Source organism: Clostridium hominis (genome assembly GCF_014287825.1).
Lineage (GTDB): Bacteria > Bacillota > Clostridia > Clostridiales > Clostridiaceae > Clostridium > Clostridium hominis.
The window spans coordinates 17,694-44,348 of record NZ_JACOOO010000007.1 but is presented as its reverse complement, the minus strand read 5'-3'; the positions used below and the strand labels follow the sequence as shown (position 1 = coordinate 44,348).

The window sequence follows — 26,655 nt, the reverse complement described above, 5'->3', positions numbered from 1 at the left end:
ATTTCAGCATCATCAATACTCTTATCTGCCTTTAGGTATTTATTAATAATTTTTATATTTTCTTCTGCTGATAATAATACGTCTTCTTTAACTTCCTTAGCTTTTGAATGCACATGATTTATCTCATCTCTACTTTGAGAATGTGCAATTATTACTTTACCTGATTTATTTAGAAGCTTTGATAAATGATTAAACAACTTTTCTTTATCTCCAAAATGAGGATATGCAGAATATATAAATATATAGTCAAAATTTTCTCCATCAAAATCCATAATATCAGTTACAACAAACTTTACATTTCGGTCTTTATATTTACTTTTCGCAACTTCTATCATATTTTCTGAAATATCTACTGCAACTATCTCTTTAGGTGATTTTTCTAATAAATAACTTATTAATATACCTGTTCCTGTGCCTATATCAAGTATCTTTGCATCTTCTTTTACATTAGACAAATCAATTATCTTCCTTATTTTATCATCATCATGATGGCACATACTATCCCACTTATATGCCAAATCATTAAAAAACTCTCTATTATTCATTTACAAGTACATTTCCTTTCTTTACCTTCTCTATAACTTTAACTAATATTGGTATTAATATTAACTGTATAATCATTCCCCATACACCTTTTACAAAAGTCCCAGTTATAAAGGCACTTAGTATAAAGCCACTTCCACCAACTGTTAGTAATATATAATTAGCAATTCCCGAAACTACTCTTCCTAAAATCATAGCGATTATTAGTGACATGAATATGTTGTACTTCTTTCCTTTATAAAGTACTCCTGTAATAAATCCATATGTCGCAAGTTCAAAAACCATCGCTACTCCTGTTGGAAAAATTGGAGGCATTCCTAAAATAGCTGAATTAACCAGTGGTGATAATACACCTACTAGCAATCCATATTTTCCCCCTAAGATTAAACCACATAAAATCACTGGAATATGCATTGGCAAAAACACTTGACCTGGTAGACCAGTTACGTGAAAGATATAAGGAATAACAATACCGATAGCTAAAAAAAGTGATGCCCATACTAAGCCTTTTGTTTTTTCGTTCATTTTAATTACCCCCATTTAATTATAAAAATAAAAGGTATAGCAATAAAAGCTATACCTTCGTGATATACATAAATAAATTCCTATTTGTTTTTTATTTTTCACTCGTCTTCGTGACACTTTTATAATATCATCAAAACTGAAATTTGTCAATAATTGGATTGCTAAATTTTCGGTTTATAGTTCTATATCCTGTCTAGTATCTATATCCCTTAACTCTTCTTCATCTTCAATCTGAATTACCTTTAGGTCATCTATATGTTTTTTCAATACATACTTTCCACCAACATCATCCTTTAAACTTAATAGGTCATTCAAATACCTACTACTAAAGATATTTGGATTTCCTAATCTATCTTTATAGCCTACAGAACATATCCCTTTATTACAACTATTAAATTCTTCTATTAATTTATTTATACTTTTTACTTTAATAAAAGGCTGATCACAGACCATAAACATATATCCATCAGCACTTTTATCTCTATTTATCCCTAAAATAATAGAATTAGATATACCTAAATCACTATCTTGATTTAATACGACATCAAAACCTAAATTTATAGACTTTGACTTTATTTCATCGTATTTAGTCACTACAATAACTTTATTTAAACCTTTTATACTTTTTATCTTATCTAATGTATGCATATATAGTGGTTTATTATTGAAATTAGTTAACAGTTTATTCCCATTAAACCTCTTACTATTTCCTGAAGCTAATAAAATTAAATTAATCCTCATTCTCCATCATTCCCATTGCTATTTTTTCAGCAGTAATAGGAAGTGTTCTTATATTTACTTTAGTAGCATTATAAACAGCATGTGCCAATGCTGGAGATGGTGTGTTTATAACAATCTCTCCAATTGATTTTGCCCCAAAAGGTCCACTTGGCTCATAGCTACTTTCAAATTCTACTCTTATATTTCCTACATCAAGTCTTGATGGAATTTTATATTGCATAAATGAATCATTTCTCATTCTTCCTTTAAAATCATAAGATATATCTTCATATAATGCCATACCTATTCCTTGAACTATTCCACCTTCTGCTTGTATCTTAGCTAAATTTGGATTTATCATAGTCCCACAATCAACTACTGCTACATAATCTATTATATCAAGTTTTCCAGTTGATTTGTCAATTTCTACTTCAACTGCTCCAACCATAAATGGCGGTGGTGATGTCTTTGAATAATGAGACTCACTAGCACTAATTGTTTTACTTCCCCCAACTAAACATCTATTAGCTAAATCCACTAGAGATATTTCCTTATCATCTTGGTACGAATGAATTGATTTTCCATCAAACTCTAAGTTTTCTATTGGACACTCAAGAATTTTAGCTGATTCTTCTAACATCCTAGCCTTTAATGTTTCACAAGTCTTAATAACTGCTCCACCAGTTACATATGTAGTACTTGAAGCATAAGACCCTGTATCATATGGACTTTGGTCTGTATCAACACCATGAACTACTATATTTTCAACTTCACAATTTAAGCAATCTGCTGCTATTTGAGCTAAGATAGTATCACAGCCTGTCCCCATATCAGCTGCCCCAATCATCAATGTGTAGAAGCCATCATCATTAAGCTTAATTTCTACAGCAGCAGTATCCACACTAGAAATACCTGACCCTTGCATCGCCATAGCTACACCAACTGATCTTATCTTTCCATTTCCCATATCTCTTGCTGGATATTTATTATCCCAATCAATCATATTTTTAGCTTTTTCTAAGCATCTATCTAATGCGCAGCTGTTGGCAACTTCTCCATAGTAAGCAGGCATTACATCCCCTTCTCTAACCATATTAAGTTCTCTCAATTTGATAGGATCCATATTTAGTTTTGCTGCTAATTCATTTACAGCAGATTCTAATGCAAAAATACCTTGAGTAGCTCCATACCCTCTATAAGCTCCAGCTCCCATAGTATTTGTATATACTACATCATAATTAAACTTATAAGCTCTAGGAGTACTGTATAAAGGCATTGATTTATGAGCACTTAATCCTACTGTTGTTGGTCCATGTTCTCCATAAGCTCCTGCATTAGATAAAGTATTAATCTCTATTGCTTTGATTATCCCATCTTTATTCGCACCTAAACGTACACGTATCTCCATTTCATGTCTTGGACTTCCATTTGTCATACTTTCCTTACGACTAAATATAAGCATTGCTGGTTTACCAGTTTTCATAGTTACTATTGCTGGATAAACTTCACTTACAGCACTTTGCTTTGCTCCAAATCCTCCACCAATCCTTGGCTTTACAACTCTAACTTTAGATTTAGGTATTTCCAGTGCATTAGCAATTATACGTCTTACATGAAATGGAACTTGAGTTGCAGAAGTTATATTTAATCTTCCATAAATATCAAGCTCTGTAAAAGTTCTAAAAGTCTCCATCATAGCTTGATTATTAGCTTTTGTATGATAAGTTTCTTCTATTATAACGTCACAACTTTTAAGTTCTTCCTCTAAATTCCCATGTTCAAATCCACCTGTTGAGCAAAGATTTCTCTTATTATCTGCTCCTACATCACATAAAGCTTTAAAATCTTCTTCAGGATGCACTAATATATTGCTATCTTTAGCAGTTCTAAAATCTAAAACAGCTTCTAAAACCTCATATTTAACTTTAATAAGTTTCATAGCCTTATTTACAGCTTTCTCACTTTCCCCTGCTACTATAGCAACTGGGTCCCCTACACATCTTAACCTTCTATCTAATATTAATCTATCATATGGACTAGGTTCAGGATAAGATTGACCTGCTGTAGTAAATCTAGATCCAGGCATATCTTCATAGGTTAAAACGCACTCAATCCCTGGAACCTTCATAGCTACTGTAGTATCTATACTTTCTATTAAAGCATGAGCATGTGGGCTTCTAAGTAATTTAACAACTAGACAATTCTTTGGTGCTAAGTCTTCTGTATATACTGGTTTTCCTGTTAATAGTGACATAGAGTCGCTTTTTCTTATGCTTTTATTTACATATTTCATCTTTACTACTCCTTAGTTAATCCTAAATAGTTTTTTATCGCTCTTAATTGCCCCATATACCCTGTACAACGGCATAGGTTTCCTGATAAATACATTTTTATCTCTTCATCACTTGGATTTCTTAATTCTTTCTTCATAGCTAAAACATTCATTACAAACCCTGGACTACAAAAGCCACATTGTTCTGCTCCTTGATTTGCCATAAACTGTGCAAATTCTTTTGCCTCTTCTTCTAATCCTTCAATTGTAGTAACTTTTAAACCATTAGCTCTCATAGCAAGAGTTGAACATGAAAGTACAGGTTTTCCCTCTAAATGAACTGTACATAATCCACAGTTTGCTGTATCGCATCCTCTTTTTACACTTAAGAATCCTTTACTTCTAACAAAATCTATTAATAATGTATCTGGTTCAATATCATCCTCAAAAACTTTATTATTTATCCAAACCTTAATTTTCATATGAACCTCCAATTATTCCTTCTATTCCTCTATTTATCAACGCCTTAGCAAGAAGTAATCTATACTCCTTACTTCCCCTCATATTACTTTCAAATTTAACTTCTTCAATTACCTTATTTATTACTTTTTCTATTTCATCCTTTGTAGGTATCTCACTTAGTAGTTTACTTACTCCTATAACTTTCATTGCTTTCTGAGGTCTAGCCCCTAAAACAATATTCCACTCATTATCCAGCTTAGATACTGCACAAGCTAAAGTAGGTATATCAGTTGCACTATTTCTATGAGTTAAGTATCTAACTTTTCTATTATCTTTTCTAATTAACACTCTTACTAGTATGTCATTATCATAAGGCATGTCCTTATATTCTTCTAAAGGAATTATTCCCCCTTTATATAATTCTACATATGTATCTAATGCTAACAGTACTGTTAATATATCAGAAAATCCAAATCTCGAATAAATGCTTCCACCAATAGTTGCACAATTTCTAAATTGAACACCTACAATGTACTTTAAACTTTCCTTTATAGCTTCATCAAAATATCTATTAAGCTTATTGCTTACTTCCATATCTCTTAAAGTACACATACATCCAATTTTAATAAACTCATCATCTTCTTCTATTTTATTTAATCCTAAGCCTGACAAATCTATAGCATTTTGAATATTTCTTTCACCCATTTTAAGCCAAGCTGTGCCGCCTAAGATTACATTATTTTTCTTCTGATTTAGTTCATAAGCTTCTTCTAAACTTTGAACTACTACATAGTTTTTAATAGTAAACAATTCACAATTCCTCCCAAACTCGTATCTTAAATTTTTCTCATAGGATTCTTTACATAAGAAATTTGCATATCTCCTAGAAATATGCAAATTCTAACAATATATATTCTACATTGTTTTTATTACAAAAAACAACATTTTTTTCTAATTATTAATTACAACTTCATTTTCTTTTTTATCTTTAGGTAAAATTAAATTTAAAACAGTAGCAATAACAAATGTCATTATTATTCCATTTTGTGCAAATATATTTCCAACCCAACTTGGTAATTCTGCTAATGCTTCTGGAACATTTCCAAGTCCAACACCGATTCCTATAGCAAGTGCTACTATTAAGCCATTTCTACCATCTAAGTTTTCTCTAAATAATGATTGAAGACCACTTACAAAGATCATTGCAAACATTATAACAGCTGCTCCCCCAAGAACTGATTGAGGCATTACTGATAAAACTGCACTTAATTTTGGGAAAAATCCAGCTAAAATTAAGAATACTGCACCTGTCATAATCACAAATTTATTAACTACTTTAGTAACTGCAACTAGTCCAACATTTTGGCTAAAAGAAGTATTTGGTGCTACACTAAATAATGCCGCTATAAAGCTTGCAACCCCATCAGCTATTACTCCACCTGATAATTCTTTATCTGTTGCCTCTCTTCCAAGTCCTCCAACAGCTATAGCTGAAACATCTCCTATAGTTTCAACTGTTGTTGCTATGTACATAATTGCCATTGATATAATTGCATCTAATCTAAATTCAAATCCCATAATAAATGGTCTTGGTAAACTAAACCATGCTGCTTCTTTAACTTGTGTAAAATCAACCATTCCCATGAATATAGCTACTAAATACCCAACGATTATTCCTATTAATATAGCAGAAGTCTTCATAAAGCCTTTTGTATAATTTTGAATTATAATAATTACTAACATTACTATAGTTCCAACTAATAAATGCTTAGGTGCTCCGAATTCTGGAGAACCTGCTCCGCCAGCAAAGTATTTAATTCCAACTGGAAGTAAAGAAAGTCCAATAGAAATTACAACTAAACTTGTCACTATTGGTGGAAATAATTTTCTTAATGGTTTAATAAAGAATCCTAAAACTATTTCTAAAAGTGCTCCAACTAAAGATGCACCCATTATTGCTGCATATCCATAAGTTGCTCCAATAACTTTTTCTGTCCCTATAAATCCAGAACTTGTCCCCATAACAACTGGTAATCCTGAACCTACTTTAAACACAGGATATAATTGAATTAAAGTTGCAACCCCTGCAATAAACATAGAGTTTTGAATTAACATACTTTTTGTATTTCCATCTATATTTAATAATCCACAAACTATTATTAAAGGTGAAACATTCCCTAAAAACATAGCTAAAACATGTTGTATACCTAATGGTATTGCTTGTTTTAATGGCACCCTTCCATCTAATTCATAAACACTTCCATTTTTCATACAAATATCCCCCACTCACTGAACATTAAAATAATTATTTAATTTAATATTCGTATTTCCAAAAATATAGTAACATATTTTTTTATGTATGTATACACTTTTTTAGCATTTTTTTCATTTCTTTGTCACTTTTACGAAAAATACTGCATTTTTTTATAATTACATATGTGTTTTTAAGTTGTTTGGCGAATATTCTCCCTTGATTCCTTATAATATTCAACTTTATTATATAATTAACACTTAGTGAATAACAAAAAAGTTATTAAATCAACCTAAAAAGATTAATTTAATAACTTTACCAAATTTATATATATTCAAAAACAACCTTTACTTTTCCGCCACAAATCATTCCTAAAGTTGATGCATCAGAATTGGATAAGTTATAGATTTCCACATCAGAACTTCTATTTTTAATAAGTTCTAAGCTTTTCAAATAAACTGCATTTTCTACACTTCCTCCACCTACAGTACCTTTAAAACTTCTATCTTCCTTTATAAGCATTTTAGTTCCTACTCCTCTAGGTGAAGATCCTAATTTCTCTACTATTGTAGCTAGAACTTTACTTTGCTTATCTTCAATAAGCTCCCTTAAAATCTCTTCAGAAATCTCAGTTTTATTATTTATATTTTTTTCTTGTATAATTTCTGCTGCTATACTAACAGCTATTTCAGCAGGAGTTTGCCCACCAATATTTAATCCAATAGGTGTATGAACCTTATCAATTAACTCTTGAGTATAACCAGCTTCTAGCAATGCTGTAACTACAGTTGCAACCTTTGCCTTACTTCCTATCATTCCTACATATGCATAACCCTTATCTATAACAGACTCTAAACATATTCTATCATCCCTATGGCCTCTAGTTACTATAACAAAGTAAGAGTTTTTTCCAAAACATCTTTCTTTAAGTACTTCTTCAAAATTTCCACATATAACTTCATCTGCAAGATTGAATCTATCATAATTAGCAAATTCTTTTCTATCATCTATAACTGTTACGTTAAAATCCAAAAGCTTCCCAATATTACATAAAGGTAATGCTATATGTCCTCCCCCACAAATAACTAAATTTGCTTTACTTGCTAAATATTCTATAAATATCTCCTTATTATCATAAGTACTGTTATATGTGCCTTTATTCAAGGTTATATTGTTTAAAATCTCATTCCATAATTCTTTATAATTATCATCTTCTATTAAAATATTGTTATCTGCTTTTAACAACTTTTGTCCAGAAAGTTTTTTACCTTGATGCTCTCCTGAAACAATCGTTATCAAGTAGACTTCTTTACTTCTCTTTAATTCATTATATAGTTTGGTATAAAAGTCTCTTTTCATCTTTTCTCTCCCATTAAACATTTTTTATTTATTTTTTAAAAACAGTATTCCCTCTAAAACTCCACCACCAATAGATCTTGCTTTATCAGATATAGTAAAACAATGTTCCTTATCACATCTTGGGTCTATATCTCCACTTTTCATTCCTTTAAAAACTGTTATCCCCTCTTGTAACATACCTCTTACAATACCGCTTATACTTGCATAGACAGGCGTCTTATCTACATAAGCTACTACTTTTCCCTCTTCAACATAATCTCCAATTTTTGCAACTGGATATATTATTCCATCGCTTGTTGCTCTAATAATTCTTCCTACAGTATGGCCTCCTATATTTCCTGGAATTCCTGTGTTAGGTATAGCCTTTCCTTCTGTAATAACTTTCCCTAAATAATGTCCTCTTTTAGTTTCTATTACTAATTGGCAATCTACCCCCGCTTCAAAGCCTGGTCCTACAGCTATTACTATAGGTGCATCATTTATTGATGTCCCCGTATTTTTCTTAGCTATAATAGCATCCACAACTACATCAGGCTTGATCTCTTTTATGATATTCGCCTCCTTGTCCACTATTACAGAGATAATACCATTTGCTATATTTTCTTTTATCATTTCCACATTTGTAACTAATGCAGCTTTAATACCTTCTACTTCTACAGTTTTATCATAAACAGCTTGAGAAAAAGCCACTGTTCTTCTAACTGTAGTGGGCTCTTCTATTTCTGTCATGACAATATCAAAGCCACACCTTCTTAATCTATGTGCTACACCTGTAGCTAAATCTCCTGCACCTTTTATTAATACAAGCACTTTAAATTCCCCTCTCTATTTTAACGTCTAAATATGTGATGTCATTATAACTTTTATATTTTTACCGGCTAAAATTTTTTCAATTTTAGTTGCCCTTACTAATAACCCATCATTATCAACTTTATTAATAATTACTCTAAATTCCATAGTATCTACATCCACACCTTTCATAGTTCCATCTTTACTAGAAAGTATATGTGCAATATCCTCTTCCTCTACTATATCATCTTCAGGTTTTCTAATAATTTTTGAAACTATAGTAGATCTATGGCATGTCTCTTTTATCGTCTTTCCTAATGCATCTATACCACAAACGCCAACAACCATACTAGATATATTTAATATTACAGGCTCATGGCTAGCAGGAGCTTTTAATGGTAACATTTTTGCACCATCAGCTTCTATAAGTAAAAAATCACATATTTCTTTAAGTTCATTTACCTGCTCCATAGATACAGATGAAATTTTACCATTTTCAGCTTTTATCCCTACAGTTACAAAATTACTTTCTTCCAAAATTTTATTAATATCATATATATTATTGTTTAGAATAACTTTATTCTTAGGCATCTGCATATGGGTAGTAGTCGTTACTATAACCCTTTTACCTTTTCTCGTTAACTCATCTGCTAATTTATAAATGGATGTTGTCTTACCTCCACCTCCTACAAATGAGATAACATATTTTTTATTTAGATCTATTTCTAGTCCTTCATATAAATATTCTATAACTCTACTCTGATTCCCTTTATTTTCAATTATCTTCACCAGCTATCACCACACTTTAATTATTAATACTTACTATATACTTTTTACCAATATTTATTAAATGCTATATATTAAATATAAAATCACATAGTCTCTATTTCAAGTAATTATTATATCTATATAATAATTTTCTAATAATTCGCTCACTCTTTTCATCACTATTTCATATACTATACTAAATAAAACTTATGAAAAGTAAACTACCAATAGAATATTTACGCTCTGTAATGTACATAATTATAATTATCAAAACATATAGGAGAGTATTTATGAGAATTCCAAATCATATAGGCATAATTCCAGATGGAAATAGACGTTGGGCTGAATCAAAAGGCTTTTCAAAAGAAAAAGGATACTCGCTAGGAGGTATTACCCCTGGTTTATTGCTATTTAAACTTTGCCAAAAGGCTGGGATAAAAGAAATTACATACTATGGTTTTACTACCGATAATACCAAACGTCCATCTATTCAAAAAGAAGCTTTTGTTAAGGCTTGTATAGATGCAGTTAAAATATTATCTAAAGAAGATGCAGAACTATTAGTCGTAGGAAATACAGAATCAAAATCTTTTCCTAAAGATTTAATACCTTATACTACTAGAAGAGTATTTGGAAAAGGAGGAATAAAAGTTAACTTTTTAGTTAATTATGGTTGGGAATGGGATTTATATAATTTAAAATCCTCCTCTAATAAAACTAAGAGTATAATACCAACTATTCACTCTAACGAAATCTCTAGAATAGACTTAATTATACGTTGGGGCGGAAGAAGAAGATTAAGCGGTTTCTTGCCTGTTCAATCTGTATATTCAGACTTTTATATAGTTAATGATTTTTGGCCTGACTTTAAACCAGAGCATTTTTATGATGCATTAAATTGGTACAATGATCAAGATATTACTTTAGGTGGTTAATATCCAGAAGGAGTTATTTCTATGAAAAAAGTATTTATTATCGGTGCTGGTATTGGAGGTTTATCAATCGCAGCGCGATTATTACAATATGGATTTAAAGTTGAAATCTTCGAAAAAAATAATACTATTGGTGGTAAAACTAATTTTATTCAATATAAAAATTTTAAATTTGATTTAACAGCTTCCATAATGATGTTTCCTCAAAACTATATAGATCTTTTTCTATTTTGTAGAGAAGATTATAGAAACTACTTTACACCAATACCTATAAATAACCTATATAATGTTTTTTATTCTGATAATAGCATATATACCTTTAATGCACACCTTCCTACTTTAAATAAAACTATATCAGAAATAACAGAAGGCAATATAAAAGATAACTATGGTTATTTCGAATTTCTATCAAATAACTATAAAAAGTATCTATGGGCTGAAGATTCTATTTTAAATAAAAGCTTTTTAAAAACATCTAATTTATTAACTTCTTTGACATTGCCTAAAGTAATAAATTTAAATGCATTTGCTTCAAGCTATGATGATGCAAAAAAGTATATAAAAAATAAAAAATTATTAGATTATTTAATGTTTCAGACTATGTACGTAGGTATTTCTCCCTACACCTCATCTTCAATATATAATATAATACCAACAGTCACACAATATTATGGATTGTATCATATAAAAGGTGGGATGTATTCTTATATTGCAGCCTTAGAAAAGCTTGTAATAAAGAAAGGTGGTATTATACACAAATCTTCACCTGTGCATAAAATATTATTCAAGAATAATAAAGCTAACGGAATAGTAGTTAACGGTCAAAATCACTACAGTGATGTAGTAGTATGTAGTAGTGATTATTCTTATACTATTAAAAGTCTTATTAAAGATTCTAATGTAAAAGACTTAATTAAACCAATTAACAATTTAGAGTATTCATGTTCAACTTTCATATTATATTTAGGATTAGATAAAAAATACCCTAATCTTAATTTGCATAATATATACATTAATAATGAACTTAAAGAAAATCTAAAACTTACTTTTGACGGATTTCTTCCTAATGATATATCAATGTATATCTATTGTCCTAGCTCACTTGATGATACTATGTGTCCCAAAAACTGCGAAGCAATCAATGTTATGGTAAGAGTTCCAAACACATTAAGTAATAATGTAAATTGGACTTCTGAAACTATTTACTATTTCACTAAAAAAACCTTAAAAACTCTAAGTTCACTGAGAGGACTGAAAGATATTTTAGAGCATATAGTTTATATAAATCATTTAACACCTTTAGATTTTAAAAATAAATTTAACACCTATGGTGGTTGTGCTTTCGGTTTAAGCCATACTTTAAAACAAAGTGTAATTTTTAGACCTCAATGTCAAATTCCTAAGATTAAAAATTTATTTTTTACTGGTGCATCTATCCATCCTGGTAATGGAGTTGCTATGGTATTAAAATCCTCAAAAATTTGTGCCTCTAAAATAAATAAAATGTATATGCACAACACTTAATAAGTTAGTGCATATACATTTCAACTCTTTACTATAATAATTATCATTCTTTTCACTTCCTAGAAAATAGTACTTATGTAGCTGAAAATAATAATTTGGTAAAATATTATGCGAAAATTTAAAAATTAAATATATACACTACTAACTATTTTCAAATCAAAAATCAATTCTAAATAATAGCTAATAAAAAAAAATTAGGGTCTATAGAAATTAATTTTCTCTAGACCCTAACAAACTTACTATATGATATTATAAATTAAAGGAATCTTATTAATTCTAATTAACCTCTAAATTATGCATTTTGCAGGTATTCATCTATAGCTATTGCTGCTTTTTTACCTGCACCCATAGCTAAAATTACTGTAGCTGCACCAGTTACGGCATCTCCACCAGCGTAAACACCTTCTTTAGATGTTAATCCAGTTTCCTCATCAGCAACTATACATTTCCACTTATTTATCTCTAATCCTTCTGTTGTTGATGATATTAAAGGATTAGGAGACGTCCCAAGGGACATAATTACAGTATCTACGTCTAAGATAAATTCAGATCCTTCTACAACTACAGGTCTTCTTCTTCCTGACGTATCTGGTTCACCTAACTCCATTTTTACACATTTCATTCCTTTAACCCATCCATTTTCATCTTCTAATATCTCCATTGGATTAGTTAAAACATCAAATATTACGCCTTCTTCCTTCGCATGATGAACCTCTTCTAATCTTGCTGGAAGCTCAGCTTCACTTCTTCTATATACAATATGAGTTTCTGCGCCTAATCTTAATGCCGTTCTAGCAGCATCCATAGCAACATTACCTCCACCTACTACAGCAACTTTTTTCCCTACTTTAACAGGTGTTTGATACTCATCTTTGTAAGCTTTCATCAAGTTTACTCTTGTTAAAAATTCATTTGCTGCAAATACTCCATTTGCATTTTCCCCTGGTATTCCCATAAACTTAGGAAGTCCTGCGCCTGATCCAATAAATACTGCATCAAATTTTTCTTCTTCCATAAGTTCATCTATTGTAACAGTTCTACCTATAACTACGTCTGTTTCTATCTTTACTCCAAGCTTTTTGATATTTTCAATTTCTGACTTTACTACTTCCTCTTTAGGTAGTCTAAACTCTGGAATTCCATAAACCAAAACCCCACCTGGTTCATGTAAAGCTTCAAATACTGTTACATCATACCCTTTTTTAGCTAAATCGCCAGCACAAGTTAATCCAGCAGGACCACTTCCTATTACAGCAACTTTTTTACCTTTTTCTTCTTCTTTATTAGTTAAATCTACATCATTGGCTCTAGACCAATCTGCTGTAAACTTTTCTAATTTACCTATAGCAACAGGTTCCCCTTTAATCCCTAACACACATTTACCCTCACATTGTGTTTCTTGAGGGCATACTCTTCCACAAACAGCAGGTAAAGCACTATATTTTGCTATATCTTTTGCAGCTGCTTCAAAATTTCCATTCTTTACTTCTGCAATAAATCCAGGTATATCAATAGAAACTGGACACCCTTCTACACATTTAGGATTCTTACAGCCTAAACATCTATTGGCTTCTTTTATAGCTCTTTCTTGATCATATCCTAAACATACTTCTTCAAAATTCTTTGCTCTTAATTTAGGTTCTTGCTCTGTTACAGGAGTTCTTTTCATTCTATCTTGCATACTCATTACTTATCACCTCCGCAACCACAGCCAACACGATGATGTGTATCGCCTTCTTCTACCTTTAAAATAGCTCTTCCTTCTTCTGTCTTATACATTGTTTGTCTTCTCATTGATTCATCAAAATTAACTAAATGTCCATCAAACTCTGGTCCGTCAACACATGCAAATTTAACTTCATTTCCTACTGTTACTCTACAAGCCCCACACATTCCTGTTCCATCTACCATAATTGGATTTAAACTTACAGTGGTTGGTATGTGTAATTCTTTAGTTAATATAGACATAAATTTCATCATTATCATAGGCCCAATAACTACTGCATGATCATATTTCTTTCCTTTATTATTAACTAAATCTAAAAGGCAATCAGTAACTCTTCCATTAAATCCATATGAACCATCATCAGTAGAAACATAAAGGTTACCTGCTACTTTTCTCATTTCATCTTCTAATATTAGAAGTTCTTTATTTCTTGATCCTATTATCACATCAACTTCAATTCCATTTTCGTGGAACCATTTAACTTGCGGATAAACTGGAGCTGCCCCAACTCCACCAGCTACAAAGATAAACTTTTTATTTCTTAATTCATTAATATCTTCATGAATAAATTCACTTGGCATCCCTAATGGTCCTACAAAATCTTGAACATATTCACCAACTTCAAATTCTGATAATTCTCTAGTTCCAACTCCAACAGTTTGATAAACTATTGTTACAGTTCCCTTCTCTGAATCATAATCTGCAATTGTCAAAGGAATTCTTTCTCCCTTTTCATCTGTTTTAACAATTACAAACTGCCCTGGTTTTGCTGATTTAGCAACTCTTTTTGCTTCTATATCCATTAAATAAATATTATCTGTTAGAAGCCTTTTATCCACAATTTTAAACATTTCATCGTCTCCTTAATTTTTAGAACTCAACTTTATTTCCATAATAAGTACATTCAAATAATTTTGCCATCGTATTAGCATCTATTTCTCTTGGATTTGATCCTGTACAAGCATCAGCTACAGCATTTTTAGAAATGAAATCTAAATTAGCTTTGAAGTCATCTTCTGCAACTCCATATTCTTTCATTGAATGAGGTATATTTAAATCATTATTAAACTTATTAATTCTTTCTATTAATGCATCTGTTAATTCAGCATCAGTAGAACCTTCTAATCCAATTGATTTTGCTATATCAGCATATCTATCTTCACAAGCTGTTCTATTGTATTGAATTACATATGGTAAGAAAATAGCATTGGCGCATCCATGTGGTATATGGAATACAGCCCCAACCTTATGTGCCATTGAGTGAACAATTCCTAATAATGCATTTGAAAATGACATACCAGCTAAACATTGAGCTTCATGCATTAAGTTTCTTGCTTCTTCGTTTCCAGCATAGGAATTAACTAAATTTTCTTCTACCATTTGAATAGCTTTTATTGCTAATGGATCTGAAAAGTTTGATCTTAATGATGCAGTATAAGCTTCAATTGCATGAGTTAATGCATCCATTCCAGTATGAGCTACAAGTTTCGCAGGCATTGTTTGTGCTAAATCTGGATCAACTATAGCTATATCTGGAGTTATGTTAAAATCAGCTAGAGGATATTTAATCTTAGCTTTATAATCTGTTATAACTGAGAAAGCAGTTACTTCTGTAGCTGTTCCTGATGTTGATGGTATTGCTATAAATTTAGCTTTTTGTCTTAGCTCTGGTAATCCAAATGGAACTACAGCTTGTTCAAATGTAAATTCTGGGTATTCATAGAATATCCACATAGCTTTAGCAGCATCTATTGGAGAACCTCCCCCCATTGCAACTATCCAATCTGGCTCGAACTCTCTCATTACTTCTGCACCCTTCATTACAGTTTCAACTGATGGGTCCGGTTCAACACCTTCAAATATTCTTACTTCCATTCCTGCTTCTTTTAAATAATTTTCTACTCTATCTAGGAACCCGAATCTTTTCATTGATCCGCCACCTACAACTACTATTGCTTTCTTACCCTTAATTGTTTTTAATGTTTCTAAAGATCCTTTTCCATGATATAAATCTCTTGGTAATGTAAATCTTGCCATTTTTATCCCTCCATAAATCAAAAAAATCATTTCTCAATTATTTATTTAGCAATTACTATGCCAAACCTACAACCCCTTATTATTCGTTATTTTTTTAACCATCTTTTATTTCTTAAGTAATTCTAAGTGTTCATTTTCTTCGCACTTTCTTATTTTTGCTGTTATATTTTTGAACACTGTTCACTTTTAGCACACTTCTATTTGATATTTTTTTATCTTATTGTACAAAGTATTTCTACTAATCCCTAAAGCATTAGCTGATTTATATATATTGTTTTTGTATTTTCTTAGAACTTTAATAATATGTTTTTTTTCAATATATTCTAAAGTTATTTCATCATTTTGGATCTCTTCTGCTTCCTTTACAGAATTATCATAACTTTTTTCTTTATCTACGTCTAATGAAAAAGACATATATCCATCTAGATTAACTATATTCTCAATAACATTCTCCAACTCTCTTATATTACCTGGCCAACTATAATTAATAAGGTCATTATATAGTTTTGTGCTAACTTCTGGGACAGTTTTATTAAGTTTAAATGACTTCATCCTTAAAAAATAATTAATAAGTTCTTTTATGTCACCATTTCTTTCTCTAAGTGCTGGCAAATTTATAGGAATAACACAAAGCCTATAATATAGATCTTCTCTAAATTTCCCCAATTCAATTTCTTTTTTTAGATTCTTATTAGTTGCTGCTATTATTCTAACATCAACACTAATCTCTTCTGTGCTGCCCAATCTAGTAATTTTACCTTCTTGTATTACTCTAAGTAAATTAACCTGATGTTCTAGTGGCATTTCTCCAATTTCATCTAAAAATAAAGTACCTCCATTAGCCATTTCAATTTTCCCTATCTTTCCACCCTTTTTCCCACCTGTAAAAGTACCATCTTCATAACCAAAAAGCTCGCTTTCAATTAAATTTGATGGAATAGCGCCACAATTAATAGCTATAAATTTATTATTTTTTCTAACACTATAATTATGTATTGATTGAGCTAAAACCTCTTTACCTGTACCACTTTCTCCTTGAATCAATATTGTTGAAGGACTATTAGCTACTATCTTACAATTAGTTATTACATTATTCATAATGGAGCTTGATCCTATTATATCCTCAAAATCATAACGAGCAATACCTTTTGCATACGGTTCTTTCTCATCCTTTAATGTAATAACTAAACCTATTAATCTTTTACCATTTCTAACACCTTTAATACTTAATAATGTCTTAAAATTACTATTTTCACTTGTCTTTACTTCTCTAGTTATAGATTTCTCATCTTTTTCTAAAACTTCATAAATTTTAAACCAATCAGGCAAAATAAAATCAATATCTCTATCAATAATATCTATTTTATTGCCCTCTAATATCTTGGCTCCATGTTCATTTATATTTTTTATTTTTCCTTTTGAGTCAACTATAATTACACCTTTATCAACATTTTTAATTATACTATCCATATAATTATAGGCCTCTTGAAGTATTTCTTGAGATTTAACATTATGTATTTCATTTTCTATAGCTTTAACCCCAAAAATAACTAATCCTAATGTATGAGGATGCTTTTTATCCCATTTCCCTGTTAAATTTAATGTTCCAATTATATCGCCTTTTATATTATGTATAGGAGCTGCTGAACATGTTAATCCTTTAAATATATCTACATAATGTTCATCTGCTGTAACTTGAACTGGTCTATCTTCAGCAAGAGCTACTCCCATAGCATTAGTACCTATATTTTTTTCATCTACAAATACACCTATATCTAAATTAAGCCTTGCAAATTCATGCACTACTCTTTCTTCACCTTTTATATCTAATATACAACCATTCCTATCAGTTAATATTAATATAAAATCATTATCTTCTATAGTTTCACATACCATATTTATATATGGCATAGATATAGTTATAAGTTCTTTATTCTTCTCTAATAATGTATAGACTTCATTTGCTTTTAATTTCTTTTTAGAGTTATTAGTCTTAGTTTGTACTCCAAATTCCTTTGATCTTTCATGAGATTTTTCTATCAAATTCCCTTTATCCACTCATTTCATCCCCTACCAAATAAATTGTTTTTGTAAAACAGATAAATTTTAATCCCCATATATATTTATATTATACATTTTTTACAAGTTACTCTCCAGTGATTTATTATATTTTTCTCTTAATATTTGCATATCTGTTCCATTGAAGCTAATACTAAATTTATTAGGAGGTGTTATTGTGAGTGATGAAATAATATGCTTATGCAAAGGTATCCCAGAAGATACTATAATAGAAGCTATAAAAAATGGAGCAGATACAGTTGAAAAGGTAAAAGAAACTACTGGAGCTACAACAGGTTACTGCCATGGTTCTAGATGCAAAGGCAAGATTGAAGAACTTATAGCTAAATATAAATAAAACAAAGGATCTAAAGCTTATATTCCTATGCTTTAGATCCTTTGTTTAATCTATAAATGTTACTACTTCATCTAACGGTTTACGTGGTGGTGCTTTAGGAGTTTCATCTTCGGGAACACCTAAGGATATCATAGACATTAACTCATATCCTTCTTTATTAAAATCAATGAGTTCTTCAATCTCTCTTTTAGAATGAGCTGGTCCTGTCATATAACAAGTTCCGTATCCCATTGCAGTTGCCGCAAGAAGAAAGTTTTCTACTGCCGCACCTATCCCTTGAACTTCAGAATGTGTCGATTTCAATATATCAATTATTTCTTTATTAGCATTATTAGCTTTTAAAATCTCTTCCTCTATCATCTTATAAGCCTTTGAATATACTACTACTACAACTGGTGCATCCTTAAAACAAATATAATATGGCAGTGTACTCATCATAAGCTTTCTTTGCTTTTCATCTTTAGCTATTTCCGCTAGATAAGTATGCGTTTTAGTAACTATTTCGGCCATCTTATTTATAACTTCCCTATTCTGAATAACTACAAAGTGCCATGTTTGCTGATTTTTAGGTGAGGGTGCTTGCGTTGCAGCTTCTAATAATTTAATTATATCTTCTTTAGGTATTTTAGTATCTTTAAACTTCCGTATACTTTTTCTATCATAAATAAACTCTAAATTACTCATCTATTTTCCTTTCGTATCAATATTATTTATATATTGATATCTTTAAATTTTTATTTTTCTCTCAAAAGCTATTCTTAGACTTTTATCTTCAAGATATATCACTCCACAATATTCAAATCCATTATTTAAAAGAAATTTTTGCATTGAATTATTATCTTTATGAGTATCTATCTTAATACTTTCTATCCCTTTAGCTTTACAAATTTCTATTGCATTATTTATTATTTCTGCGCCTAACTTTAACCCTTTAAAGTTATTATCTACTGCAATTCTATGTATTACTGCATATTTACCTTCAGTCAACCACTTCCCATCATATATGTTATCGTATGTTTTATCTCTCTCAATCGCAAACATAGCAGTGGCAACTATTTTCCCATCCACTTCTAAGAGATAGCTATTACTATTAAAAATATCATTTTTTATAACATCTTCATTTGGATATCCATCTTGCCATTGATCTATATTCATCTCTTTAAAATATGCTTTTGCATCATTAATAATTTTCATAATATTATTTATATCATTTGCAGTCGCTTTTCTAAAAAACATCATTAGCTTACTCCCTTTATCTATAATTTATAATATATTTATTATGTATTATTATAACATAATGTCCGATCAAATTTATTAAATAATCATAACTTTAATTATTTAACAATCAAGATATAGTGAAAATAAAACTAATTCGAATATAAATCAAACTCATTAAAAATAGGGCTAAAAATTAGCCCTAGACCTTTAATAAATATTATTTATTTTTTAAACAATTTTCTGGATTTAAATAAATCCTCTCCCATTCATTTGCACTATTCTTCTTAAATTGTGCTACCTCTATATCATAATCATTTGTCAATGTAAAAAATTCTATTTTATACTCTTTTCCATCTGTTCCATCAAACTGAATATCTTTTACATAATCGTTTATTTCAACTTTAGGATCACCTTTAATCAAATTGCACCAATTTCCATATTTAATCTGTACAGAGTATTCTCCACTATAAAACCAACTATGATATGGTGCACATAAATACTCTTCCGGGGTTACTGTTATATTAGATATTTTATATACATCATTATCCCTTACCAAGTTAATATAACCATAATAGTATGCAAAATATCCTATCCCACTTTCCGAACCTTGAATAGTCTCTATCTCATAAAAATATTTTAACTCTTTATTATTAGTTTCAGGTATTTCCTTAAATTTAATTAAGTTTATATGAAGTATATTCTTAAATGAATCTTCATATTGTCTATATTTTATTTTTTCTTTATATTCATTAGTAAAAAAATTATACGCTATTGGATATGGTGCTTTTCCTTCTCCAATGCTTCCACAACCAGTATATTTGTCTTTTTCAGGGTTAGAAGCCTCTCTTAATAAGGAAAAATAATTAATTATTGTATTCTCTGGACTTTTTAAATATTCTTTAGGTATCTCTACATTTTTATATTCAACATTTTCACTTTCCCAGATAAATTTATTTATGTCTTTATTATCATTTAATATAGGAAGATTGGATGGTCTAAAATATTTCTCCAAATCTATATCCTCATAAAACGCTTCACTCTCACCAACTAAACATTCAACACTCTCTAGACTACCACCTATTAATACTTTATTTTCTTTTTTTGAATACATATTCACCCCTACAACGACTGAAGCTAAACACATTATAATAAAAATAATAATTATAAATCTTTTTTTTATAAATAAAACCATAGATTCCTCCTATTTAAATACATTTCAAACTCTTCCTAATTAAAGCTATTATTAAATTATATTTAATATTACATAAATCTACTTTTCATTTTATTTTAATTTCTAAAATAAAAGTAGATTAATCCTTTCTCTTAAGATTTAACCTACTTTATTTATATATCAATTACCAAGTAACATTAATTTTATTTTTAGAATTTCTACAAGGTAATTTAAACTCGAAGAACTTCAGCTTCTTACCTCTTGGAGAAAATCTATCACATACTATATGTAATACATAACCCATAGTAAATCCAATAGTCAAATAAGTATTTCCTAATGTATATACACTAAAACAAAACAATGTCGTACCAAACCACTTGTGAGTAAACATCCTATGAGGAGATAATTTACCCAATATAATTAACATAGCAAAAAATATAATAGGAAAATACTCCTGACCATGTTGCTCAAAAAATATAATTATATCATTTATATTTAAAGCCATCCCTAACGTATATCCTATAACTAAAGCTATTATTAAAAACACAATAAATTTATTAAAAAACTTCCTTGCTTTTGAATTTTGCGAATCTATGTCGGGCATATAAGATCCTATAAATCCTCCAATAATTAAAGGAAAAATAAATTTTACATTTGATATATTATTAGTTAGTAAAAATCCTATTCCCATAGTAGTTGTCGCTGTTGTTCCTACTATCATGTGTTCTCTTCCGGTCATATTATTAATCCATCCTTTGTTAAATATAGTTTTATTCTACTATATTTTACGACAAAGAGAAAGTATGTTCTTTCATTTCTTTATTTTAATAAAAAGAGAGTTGCTATTCACAACTCCCTTCTATCACATAACTTTATTAACCTTCAATTATATCTCCGACAACTTCATTAGTACCTTTATTCTTTAATCCTGATTTAAGCATTACTGTTCCAGTATATATTACAACTACAACAACTACCCAACGTAATACATCTAACGGTAAAGACTTAACAACAAAAGCTGCTACTAAAACTGCTATTGATCCTGGTATAGCCATAGCTAATGCCGCTTTTCTATTGTATGCTTTTTCTTTTATAAACTTAACTGATGCTGGTGGCATTAAAAATGCACATGAACCCATCATTATAGGGAATGCAACTAATGGTGACATTCCAAGCATAAAGATTAAAGCCATACATGGTGAATATAATCCAACTCCAGCAGTCATTAATGCACCTAATACGAAGTTTATTGCAACAGCAAATACTAACTTAACCCCTGTTAGCCCTATTGCTTCTCCCCCTACTGGCATTAATCCTAATAAACTTGCAAGCATAACTATAGCCGTAATAAATAATGCTACTCCCATTGTAAGTTGAACTTTTTTCTCAGGCAGTTTTGCTACGATACCAGCTCCTACTACAGCTCCTAATGTAGCAGATACTAACATAGCAACTAAAGTAACTACTTCAACCTCAACAGCTTTTATAAATATTAACGCTTGCAATAACACTGGCACTGTATTAGCTACATTCATTGTACCTGGTATTACTCTATCCTTTGTTTCCTTTGTAAATTTCAACAATGCTGCTTGTGGTGCAAAAGCTCCAATTCCTAATACATCAAAAAAATTAACAAACCCGCCAATTAATCCTGACTTTATCCATGATGAATCTTCTAACTCATCTCTGTGTTGCCATACATCTTTCCCAAAGACATACACATACCAAACTAACATAACCACTAATAATCCCCAAATAACCTGTACCATAATATCAACTCCTATTTCTATTTATTTAATTTTTATTTAGACATAAATTTAGATTTCTCATAACATTTATTCATAGCTGATATTACAGCACTTCTGAATCCATTTGCTTCTAATTCTGCTACCGCCTCTATTGTTGTTCCACCCGGCGAACAAACCATATCTTTTAATGCACCTGGATGCATTCCAGTTTCAAGTACCATCTTTGCAGATCCTAAAACTGTTTGACTAGCAAATTTATAAGCCTTATCTCTTGGCATCCCCTGTAATACTGCAGCATCTGCCATAGCCTCAATGAACATATATACATATGCAGGTGCTGACCCACTAACTGATGTAACTGCATCTATTAATTTTTCACTAACTACTTCTACTTTGCTAAAACTACTAAGTAAATTACATACTTCTTTAACATCGTCTTCAGTAACTAATGAATTAGGACAAACAGCAGTCATACCTTCTCCTACAAGAGCTGGTGTGTTAGGCATAGTTCTTATTACCTTTAAAGTTCTTTCAAAAGACTTTTCAGTGCTTTCTATAGATTTTCCTGCCGCAATTGTAACTATAATTACATTATCTTTTACTATATCCTTTATTTCATTTATAACCATTGGATATAAATTAGGTTTAACAGCTAAGACTAAAATATCAGATTTTTCTGCAACAACCTTATTTTCAGTAGTAACTTCTATACTGTATTTTTCCTTAGCCTTTTCTAAACTTGGCTTATATAAATCAGACATAATAATATTGCTAGAAGGTATTAAATCCGAGTTTATTATTCCACCAACAATCGCTTGCCCCATATTACCAGCGCCAATAAATCCTACTATCTTTTCCATATCTTCTTCTCCTATCCTCACTTTAAACTAACAACATGTCATCGATTCAAAGGATTGCTCTGTTCTTTCTATAATTTCATTTTGAAGCACTCTATCAAGATTATTGAAGTAATCACTATATCCAGCAACTCTAACAATTAGATCCTTATACTCTTCTGGATTTTGTTGAGCCTTAATTAATGTTTCCCTACTGATAACATTAAATTGGATATGATGCCCATCTAAGTTAAAATAAGATCTAACTAAATTAGCCATACTATCAAGACCTTTTTCACCTGCAACTACTGATGGTGTAAACTTTTGATTTAATAAAGTTCCTCCAGTTTTTAGATGATCCATCTTAGATGCTGATTTTATTACAGCTGTTGGTCCATTTATGTCCGCTCCCTTTTCTGGAGATATCCCTTCTGATAATGGCGCCTTAGCTCTTCTTCCATTAGAAGATGCTCCCATAACAGATCCAAAGTATACGTGACATGTAGTTGGTAACATATTTATTTTGTATACTCCACCTCTTATACTCTTTCTTCCATCAACTTCATTATAGTATGCAGCAAAAATTTCTCTCATAATATCATCTGCGTAATCATCATCATTACCATATTTAGGTGTTTTATTCTTAACTAGATTTAATATTGCTTCATGCCCAACAAAGTCATCCTTAATAGCATCTAATAGTTCTTGCATAGTTATAGCTTTTCTATCAAATACTTGATACTTAATTGCTGAGAAACAATCAGTAATCGTTCCTATCCCAACGCCTTGAATATAGTTAACATTATATCTAGCTCCTCCAGCATTATAATCCTTACCTTTTGTAATACAATCATCTGTAACAACTGATAAGAAAGGTACTGGCATCATTGTTGCATATAACTTTTCTATTATTCTATTACCTTGCATTTTTATATCAATAAAATGATGTAATTGCTTTTTATAAGCATCCATTAGCTCTTCATAACTTTCGAACTCTATTGGATCTCCAGTTTCTATTCCTAATCTTTCTCCAGTCATTGGATCTATACCATTATTTAATGTAATTTCAAAAATCTTAGGTAGATTCATATACCCTGTTAATATATAAGCTTCCTTACCAAATGCTCCTGTTTCAACGCATCCACTAGTACCACCACATCTTGCATCTTCTAAGGATTTTCCTGCATTAATCAGTTCTTGTATAACAGCATCTGCATTAAACATTGATGGTTGTCCCCAACCTTTCCTTGAAATCTCACAAGCTCTCTTCACAAATCTTTGAGGACTCTTTTTACTAATTTGAACATTTGAACTTGGTTGTAATAATCTCATTTCATCAATTACATCAAGTAGCATATAACTTACTTCATTAACTCCATCAGAGCCATCAACTTTAACTCCACCAACATTAATATTCGCAAAATCTGTATAAGTGCTACTTTCTTTTAAAGTAACTCCAACCTTTGGTGGTGCAGGTTGATTATTAAATTTAACCCAAAAACATTGTAATAGCTCCTCTGCATCATCATGAGTTAATGTACCTTCTTCTATTTCTTTCTCATAGAACGGATTTAAATGTTGATCTAATCTACCTGGATTATAAGCATCCCAAGGGTTTAATTCAGAAATTACGCAAAGATGAGTAAACCAGTACATTTGAAGCGCTTCTCTAAAATTTCTCGGAGCATGAGCAGGCACATTACTACACACTTCTGCAATATCAAGTAATTCTTTTTTTCTAACTTCGTCATCTTCTTTTTCTGCTAATTCTCTTGCATATTCCTCATAACGTTTACCTAAAATCATTATTGCATCACAAGCAATACTCATAGCTTCTAATTGATGTTTTCTATCTAAAGCCTCATCATCATTTTGATAATCTAGATTTCCCATAGCAGTTTCAATATCATTTTTAAAGTCTATAAAACCTTTTTTATAAATTTTATTATCACAAACAGTATGTCCTGGCCCTCTTTGTTCCATAAACTCTGTAAATATTCCTGATTTATAGCAATCTTTCCATTCATCAGACATTCTTGAAAGAATTTTATGTCTCATAGACCTATTTTCCCAATATGGAATAATAGTTTCAGCTTGTACTTTTTTATCATCTTCTGTTACTTTAAATGATATTTTCTCACGAATATTCATTATTTCTAAATCTTCAACTGTATGGCAACATAACTCTGGATAAGTAGGTGTAGCCCCTGGTGCTTCTCCTCTTTCCCCTACTATAAGCTCACCCTCATTAATACAAAGTTTCTTATTAGTCATTAATTCTCTTAATGCTAAAGCTCTTAGTACCGGTACTGGTACAGTTCCCTCATATTTTTTATAGACAGAATCAACTATTTTAGCTCTTTCCATCGAAATGTATGGTACTGTATCCACACTTTGTTTTCTTAGTTTCTTTACTCTTTCTCTCATAATGATTTTTACCCTCCTATTTTCACTTTAATTCCAGCTTCTTTAAACTTTTTGGCTAACTCATTCATTTTTTCTTCAGTTGGTACTTCAGTACCTGTTAATTTATAAATTTTATTTACTCTTTTATATTTATCCATCCCCATCTTATGATAAGGCAATAAATTCACCTCTATAATATTTAAATTTGATATATAGTCTATTACACTATTTACATGTTCAAAATCATCATTTATACCAGCTATTATAGGCATTCTGATAATAATATTGCTATTTTCTTCACAAAGTTTTGCAAGATTATCTAATATTAATTGATTATCAGCACCTATATACTTTTTATGTTTTTCATTATTCATAAGCTTTATATCATAAAGAAACAAATCAACATTTTTGATAACCTTTTCAAATTCTTCCCACTTAACATATCCGCTTGTTTCAATTGCAGTGTGTAACCCATTTCGTTTACACCTTTCCAATACTTCACTTAAAAACTCTACATAAAGCATAGGTTCTCCACCTGAAAAAGTAACACCACCATTTGATTGTTCATAAAACATTTGATCTTTTATTAATTCTTTCATCAATTCATTTACTGTTATATCTCTTCCTACTAACTCTCTACCTTCATTTATGCATACTTCGCTACACCTTCCACAAAGAGTACATTTTTCATCATCTACAACTGCCTTTGATTCTATGATTTCAATAGCTCCATTTGAACAATTTTTTACGCATCTCCCACAGCCTGTACACCTATCTTCAAAAAACATTATTTCATGTCTTTTTAAATGTGTCTCAGGATTATGACACCACCAGCAATTCAAAGGACATCCTTTAAAAAAAGTTGTAGTCCTTATACCTGGTCCATCATGAACTGAATATTTCTGAATATTAATAATTGTACCTTCTGCCATCTACTCACCCCTATTACTTC

General features: G+C 30.4%; 25 protein-coding genes. 3 read left to right on the top strand and 22 right to left on the bottom strand.

Annotation, left to right across the window (positions count from 1 at the left end; all coding sequences use genetic code 11):
- The 10 genes from H8S20_RS05640 to yqeC all read right to left on the bottom strand — a co-directional run.
- Positions 1-545: class I SAM-dependent methyltransferase (locus H8S20_RS05640; protein ID WP_186859510.1), on the bottom strand; the 545-nt coding region annotated here is incomplete at its 3' end.
- Complete coding sequence (locus tag H8S20_RS05635) at positions 538-1,068, bottom strand: ECF transporter S component (RefSeq protein WP_032118244.1); 531 nt, start codon at positions 1,066-1,068, stop codon at positions 538-540. The genes H8S20_RS05640 and H8S20_RS05635, both read right to left, overlap by 8 nt.
- Before the next feature lie 174 nt (positions 1,069-1,242).
- Positions 1,243-1,809, bottom strand: a complete 567-nt coding sequence (locus tag H8S20_RS05630; protein WP_032118243.1) for a nucleotidyltransferase family protein — start codon at positions 1,807-1,809, stop codon at positions 1,243-1,245.
- The gene (locus tag H8S20_RS05625; protein WP_032118242.1) at positions 1,799-4,081 is read right to left on the bottom strand and encodes a xanthine dehydrogenase family protein molybdopterin-binding subunit; all 2,283 of its coding nucleotides are present in this window, start codon (positions 4,079-4,081) and stop codon (positions 1,799-1,801) included. Before H8S20_RS05625 ends, H8S20_RS05630 begins: the two co-directional genes overlap by 11 nt.
- 5 nt (positions 4,082-4,086) lie before the next feature.
- On the bottom strand, positions 4,087-4,542 hold the full coding sequence (locus tag H8S20_RS05620) for a (2Fe-2S)-binding protein (protein ID WP_032118241.1): 456 nt from the start codon (positions 4,540-4,542) through the stop codon (positions 4,087-4,089).
- Positions 4,532-5,332: an FAD binding domain-containing protein gene (locus tag H8S20_RS05615; protein WP_186859509.1), complete on the bottom strand. Its 801-nt coding sequence runs from the start codon at positions 5,330-5,332 to the stop codon at positions 4,532-4,534. Before H8S20_RS05615 ends, H8S20_RS05620 begins: the two co-directional genes overlap by 11 nt.
- A 141-nt stretch (positions 5,333-5,473) precedes the next feature.
- Entirely contained in the window at positions 5,474-6,793 is a 1,320-nt protein-coding gene (locus H8S20_RS05610; protein WP_186859508.1) for a uracil-xanthine permease family protein, read from the bottom strand.
- 304 nt (positions 6,794-7,097) lie between these two features.
- The gene (locus H8S20_RS05605) at positions 7,098-8,153 is read right to left on the bottom strand and encodes an XdhC family protein (protein ID WP_243177533.1); all 1,056 of its coding nucleotides are present in this window, start codon (positions 8,151-8,153) and stop codon (positions 7,098-7,100) included.
- A gap of 3 nt (positions 8,154-8,156) precedes the next feature.
- Entirely contained in the window at positions 8,157-8,942 is a 786-nt protein-coding gene (gene yqeB / locus H8S20_RS05600; protein ID WP_186859507.1) for a selenium-dependent molybdenum cofactor biosynthesis protein YqeB, read from the bottom strand.
- A gap of 27 nt (positions 8,943-8,969) precedes the next feature.
- Positions 8,970-9,710: a selenium cofactor biosynthesis protein YqeC gene (yqeC, locus tag H8S20_RS05595; RefSeq protein WP_186859506.1), complete on the bottom strand. Its 741-nt coding sequence runs from the start codon at positions 9,708-9,710 to the stop codon at positions 8,970-8,972.
- Between the two features lie 269 nt (positions 9,711-9,979).
- Between yqeC and H8S20_RS05590 the strand changes: the two genes are divergently transcribed.
- Both H8S20_RS05590 and H8S20_RS05585 read left to right on the top strand, forming a co-directional pair.
- Positions 9,980-10,624, top strand: coding sequence for an undecaprenyl diphosphate synthase family protein (locus H8S20_RS05590; protein WP_032118235.1), 645 nt, complete (start codon positions 9,980-9,982; stop codon positions 10,622-10,624).
- 21 nt (positions 10,625-10,645) lie between these two features.
- The gene (locus H8S20_RS05585; protein WP_186859505.1) at positions 10,646-12,145 is read left to right on the top strand and encodes a phytoene desaturase family protein; all 1,500 of its coding nucleotides are present in this window, start codon (positions 10,646-10,648) and stop codon (positions 12,143-12,145) included.
- Positions 12,146-12,437: 292 nt separating this feature from the next.
- On the opposite strand, the gene gltA is transcribed toward H8S20_RS05585, so the two are convergent.
- The 4 genes from gltA to H8S20_RS05565 all read right to left on the bottom strand — a co-directional run bounded on the left by gltA (position 12,438) and on the right by H8S20_RS05565 (position 17,966).
- Positions 12,438-13,832, bottom strand: a complete 1,395-nt coding sequence (gene gltA, locus H8S20_RS05580; RefSeq protein WP_032118233.1) for an NADPH-dependent glutamate synthase — start codon at positions 13,830-13,832, stop codon at positions 12,438-12,440.
- A complete protein-coding gene (locus tag H8S20_RS05575; RefSeq protein ID WP_032118232.1) occupies positions 13,832-14,722 on the bottom strand; it encodes a sulfide/dihydroorotate dehydrogenase-like FAD/NAD-binding protein in 891 nt (296 codons plus the stop codon). Before H8S20_RS05575 ends, gltA begins: the two co-directional genes overlap by 1 nt.
- Before the next feature lie 19 nt (positions 14,723-14,741).
- Positions 14,742-15,908 (bottom strand): iron-containing alcohol dehydrogenase, encoded by a 1,167-nt coding sequence (locus H8S20_RS05570; protein ID WP_186859504.1) that lies wholly within the window; start codon positions 15,906-15,908, stop codon positions 14,742-14,744.
- Positions 15,909-16,094: 186 nt separating this feature from the next.
- A complete protein-coding gene (locus H8S20_RS05565) occupies positions 16,095-17,966 on the bottom strand; it encodes a sigma-54-dependent Fis family transcriptional regulator (RefSeq protein ID WP_186859503.1) in 1,872 nt (623 codons plus the stop codon).
- Between the two features lie 178 nt (positions 17,967-18,144).
- On the opposite strand from H8S20_RS05565, the gene H8S20_RS05560 reads away from it, so the two are divergent.
- Complete coding sequence (locus H8S20_RS05560; protein WP_436231590.1) at positions 18,145-18,324, top strand: (2Fe-2S)-binding protein; 180 nt, start codon at positions 18,145-18,147, stop codon at positions 18,322-18,324.
- A 45-nt stretch (positions 18,325-18,369) separates the two neighbouring features.
- Here the strand turns inward: H8S20_RS05560 and H8S20_RS05555 are convergent, their stop codons facing one another.
- The 8 genes from H8S20_RS05555 to H8S20_RS05520 all read right to left on the bottom strand — a co-directional run bounded on the left by H8S20_RS05555 (position 18,370) and on the right by H8S20_RS05520 (position 26,635).
- Positions 18,370-19,008 carry a nitroreductase family protein gene (locus H8S20_RS05555; protein ID WP_186859502.1) on the bottom strand — a complete coding sequence of 213 codons (639 nt, stop codon included), beginning with the start codon at positions 19,006-19,008 and terminating at the stop codon, positions 18,370-18,372.
- A 42-nt stretch (positions 19,009-19,050) separates the two neighbouring features.
- On the bottom strand, positions 19,051-19,560 hold the full coding sequence (locus H8S20_RS05550; protein WP_186859512.1) for a GNAT family N-acetyltransferase: 510 nt from the start codon (positions 19,558-19,560) through the stop codon (positions 19,051-19,053).
- A 199-nt stretch (positions 19,561-19,759) separates the two neighbouring features.
- Positions 19,760-20,734: a hypothetical protein gene (locus H8S20_RS05545; RefSeq protein WP_186859501.1), complete on the bottom strand. Its 975-nt coding sequence runs from the start codon at positions 20,732-20,734 to the stop codon at positions 19,760-19,762.
- A gap of 163 nt (positions 20,735-20,897) precedes the next feature.
- Positions 20,898-21,452 (bottom strand): metal-dependent hydrolase, encoded by a 555-nt coding sequence (locus tag H8S20_RS05540; protein ID WP_032118227.1) that lies wholly within the window; start codon positions 21,450-21,452, stop codon positions 20,898-20,900.
- 136 nt (positions 21,453-21,588) lie between these two features.
- The gene (locus H8S20_RS05535) at positions 21,589-22,482 is read right to left on the bottom strand and encodes a sulfite exporter TauE/SafE family protein (protein ID WP_032118226.1); all 894 of its coding nucleotides are present in this window, start codon (positions 22,480-22,482) and stop codon (positions 21,589-21,591) included.
- A gap of 32 nt (positions 22,483-22,514) precedes the next feature.
- On the bottom strand, positions 22,515-23,321 hold the full coding sequence (gene proC, locus H8S20_RS05530) for a pyrroline-5-carboxylate reductase (RefSeq protein WP_186859500.1): 807 nt from the start codon (positions 23,319-23,321) through the stop codon (positions 22,515-22,517).
- A gap of 27 nt (positions 23,322-23,348) precedes the next feature.
- Entirely contained in the window at positions 23,349-25,727 is a 2,379-nt protein-coding gene (gene hypD, locus H8S20_RS05525) for a trans-4-hydroxy-L-proline dehydratase (RefSeq protein WP_186859511.1), read from the bottom strand.
- Between the two features lie 5 nt (positions 25,728-25,732).
- Entirely contained in the window at positions 25,733-26,635 is a 903-nt protein-coding gene (locus H8S20_RS05520; RefSeq protein WP_186859499.1) for a trans-4-hydroxy-L-proline dehydratase activase, read from the bottom strand.
- Between the last annotated feature and the right edge of the window lie 20 nt (positions 26,636-26,655).

Coding starts and splice junctions, on each gene's coding strand:
- H8S20_RS05635 (WP_032118244.1), bottom strand. CDS start 1,068: ATGAACGAAAAAACAAAAGGCTTAGTATGGGCATCACTTTTTTTAGCT.
- H8S20_RS05630 (WP_032118243.1), bottom strand. CDS start 1,809: ATGAGGATTAATTTAATTTTATTAGCTTCAGGAAATAGTAAGAGGTTT.
- H8S20_RS05625 (WP_032118242.1), bottom strand. CDS start 4,081: ATGAAATATGTAAATAAAAGCATAAGAAAAAGCGACTCTATGTCACTA.
- H8S20_RS05620 (WP_032118241.1), bottom strand. CDS start 4,542: ATGAAAATTAAGGTTTGGATAAATAATAAAGTTTTTGAGGATGATATT.
- H8S20_RS05610 (WP_186859508.1), bottom strand. CDS start 6,793: ATGAAAAATGGAAGTGTTTATGAATTAGATGGAAGGGTGCCATTAAAA.
- H8S20_RS05605 (WP_243177533.1), bottom strand. CDS start 8,153: ATGTTTAATGGGAGAGAAAAGATGAAAAGAGACTTTTATACCAAACTA.
- H8S20_RS05590 (WP_032118235.1), top strand. CDS start 9,980: ATGAGAATTCCAAATCATATAGGCATAATTCCAGATGGAAATAGACGT.
- H8S20_RS05585 (WP_186859505.1), top strand. CDS start 10,646: ATGAAAAAAGTATTTATTATCGGTGCTGGTATTGGAGGTTTATCAATC.
- gltA (WP_032118233.1), bottom strand. CDS start 13,832: ATGAGTATGCAAGATAGAATGAAAAGAACTCCTGTAACAGAGCAAGAA.
- H8S20_RS05575 (WP_032118232.1), bottom strand. CDS start 14,722: ATGTTTAAAATTGTGGATAAAAGGCTTCTAACAGATAATATTTATTTA.
- H8S20_RS05570 (WP_186859504.1), bottom strand. CDS start 15,908: ATGGCAAGATTTACATTACCAAGAGATTTATATCATGGAAAAGGATCT.
- H8S20_RS05555 (WP_186859502.1), bottom strand. CDS start 19,008: ATGAGTAATTTAGAGTTTATTTATGATAGAAAAAGTATACGGAAGTTT.
- H8S20_RS05550 (WP_186859512.1), bottom strand. CDS start 19,560: ATGTTTTTTAGAAAAGCGACTGCAAATGATATAAATAATATTATGAAA.
- H8S20_RS05545 (WP_186859501.1), bottom strand. CDS start 20,734: ATGGTTTTATTTATAAAAAAAAGATTTATAATTATTATTTTTATTATA.
- H8S20_RS05540 (WP_032118227.1), bottom strand. CDS start 21,452: ATGACCGGAAGAGAACACATGATAGTAGGAACAACAGCGACAACTACT.
- H8S20_RS05535 (WP_032118226.1), bottom strand. CDS start 22,482: ATGGTACAGGTTATTTGGGGATTATTAGTGGTTATGTTAGTTTGGTAT.
- proC (WP_186859500.1), bottom strand. CDS start 23,321: ATGGAAAAGATAGTAGGATTTATTGGCGCTGGTAATATGGGGCAAGCG.
- H8S20_RS05520 (WP_186859499.1), bottom strand. CDS start 26,635: ATGGCAGAAGGTACAATTATTAATATTCAGAAATATTCAGTTCATGAT.